This window comes from Candidatus Thermoplasmatota archaeon, assembly GCA_034660695.1.
In the GTDB taxonomy this organism is placed as follows: domain Archaea; phylum Thermoplasmatota; class E2; order UBA202; family DSCA01; genus JAYEJS01.
In genome coordinates this window covers 1-2,014 of the sequence record JAYEJS010000051.1, presented here as the reverse complement: position 1 = coordinate 2,014, position 2,014 = coordinate 1, and the positions used below count along the sequence as shown (strand labels likewise).

Below are 2,014 nucleotides of genomic sequence, written 5' to 3'. Positions count from 1 at the left end.
CTTCCTGCCTGTTACAAATTTGTGTCTCATATGCTCTCCAATTTTTTGCCGTATATTGCTTCGTTTCCCAGCTTATCCTCTATGCGCATAAGCCTGTTATATTTCTCCGTTCTCTCCGCCCTGCACGGTGCCCCTGCCTTCATCTGCCCCGTTCCCAGAGCGACTGCCAGATCGGAGATGAATGAATCGCATGTATCCCCCGAGCGGTGGGAAACCATTACGGCATAGCTGTTTTTAAAGCAGTGGCGGGCAACTTCCATGCATTCTGTCAGCGTGCCTATCTGATTAGGTTTGAGCAGAAGGGCGTTGCATGCTTTCTCTTCAATTCCCTTTTCTAGCAACCTCCTGTTCGTCACGAAGATATCGTCACCCACAATTTGCACTCTATTTCCAAGCTTGCCGGTCATTTCGATAAATCCTTCCCAGTCATCTTCGGCAAACGGGTCTTCTATTGAAACAATGGGGTATTTTCCCACCATTTCCTCATAGAAATCCAGAAGCTCTTCTCTTGAAAATTTTTTTTGCATTGAATAAAAGCCGTTTTCATAAAAACTCGTGGCGGCAGCATCTATTGCAAGTTTTATTTTTCCGCCATAGCCATTCTCTTCTACTGCATCGAGAATCAGTTCAAATGCTTCTTCAGAACTTTTCAGGGGCGGGGCAAATCCTCCCTCATCCCCTACATTGATGCCATTTTTTCCGTATTTGCGTTTTATCAGTCCCTTCATGGTGTGATACACTTCCGAACACATCCGGACTGCATCTCCAAAACTTGAAGCCCCGAGTGGTGCAATCATATGCTCCTGTATCGCCAGTTCGTTTCCAGCATGCTTCCCCCCGTTGATAACATTCATGAACGGCACGGGCAATGTATTCTCATTTCCCAAATACTCATAAAGCGATTTTTTGAGGCAGGTAGAGGCAGCCCTGGCACAGGCCAGCGAAACCGCGAGGATTGCATTTGCCCCAAGAGTTGATTTATTTTCTGTGCCATCGATTTCAATCATTTTTTTGTCAATATCTATCTGATTTCTGACATCCATGCCTTTTATGGCAGGAGCGATGATTTTTCTTATATTTTTCACGGCTTTATCCACACCTTTTCCATGAAACGCTTTTTTGTTGTCTCTCAACTCAACCGCTTCCCTTTTTCCCTTGGATGCACCGGAAGGAACAACGGCTTTTCCAGAAATACCGCCAACAAAAACCTCTGCTTCTACTGTCGGATTTCCACGGGAATCAAGAACCCATCTTCCTTTAACATCTGTAATGGCAAATTTTTCCATGAGAAGAAAAGGAAAATGAATAATTTATATTCTTCGTATGCAAATGGTTATAATACTGGTTTGATATGGCAATATATGGATGAAATAAAATTCAGACCGATAGGAATCATTCATACGCCGTTCAAGAAACCCAAAGGAATTCCCATACAGCCCGCAGTTGCAAAAGGCATTGAAGGGCAAGTAGAAGTATTTCCGGAGTATGCTGAAGGGTTGGAAGATATTGAAGGCTTTTCTCACATTTTTCTGGTATACCCATTTCATTTGTCTAAGGGCTATCATTTGAAAGTAAAACCCTACATGGATGATGAGGAAAGAGGGATTTTTGCAACAAGAGCGCCGAGCAGGCCGAATCCGATAGGTCTGTCGGTGGTGAGGCTTATCAGAATTGAAGGCAACATTCTTTACATTCAGGATGTAGATATTGTGGATGGCACTCCTCTCATCGATATAAAGCCATATGTACCTGAATTTGATGCAAGAAAAGTTAAAAAAATAGGATGGCTTGAAAAAAACATTCACAAACTTCCAACATCAAAAGATGACGGTAGATTTATAAATAAATGAAATAAAATACAATTATTACAGCTAAATCATATTGGTGGGATAGCCAGTCTGTTGCCCGAGATTGATTTCGTAGGTTTGCAGAATCTCAGTATTAGCAACATTCCTTTAATGTCCTACTTTTATCTTCACTCATCTCTCAATAATCTCTATCAATTCTCTGAAAT

2 protein-coding genes are annotated in these 2,014 nt (G+C 42.0%); one reads left to right on the top strand and one right to left on the bottom strand.

Annotation, left to right across the window (positions count from 1 at the left end; all coding sequences use genetic code 11):
• Positions 1–26 precede the first annotated feature (26 nt).
• On the bottom strand, positions 27–1,286 hold the full coding sequence (eno, locus tag U9O96_02590; GenBank protein ID MEA2053995.1) for a phosphopyruvate hydratase: 1,260 nt from the start codon (positions 1,284–1,286) through the stop codon (positions 27–29).
• Between the two features lie 75 nt (positions 1,287–1,361).
• Between eno and tsaA the strand changes: the two genes are divergently transcribed.
• On the top strand, positions 1,362–1,850 hold the full coding sequence (tsaA, locus tag U9O96_02585; protein ID MEA2053994.1) for a tRNA (N6-threonylcarbamoyladenosine(37)-N6)-methyltransferase TrmO: 489 nt from the start codon (positions 1,362–1,364) through the stop codon (positions 1,848–1,850).
• Positions 1,851–2,014: the final 164 nt, after the last annotated feature.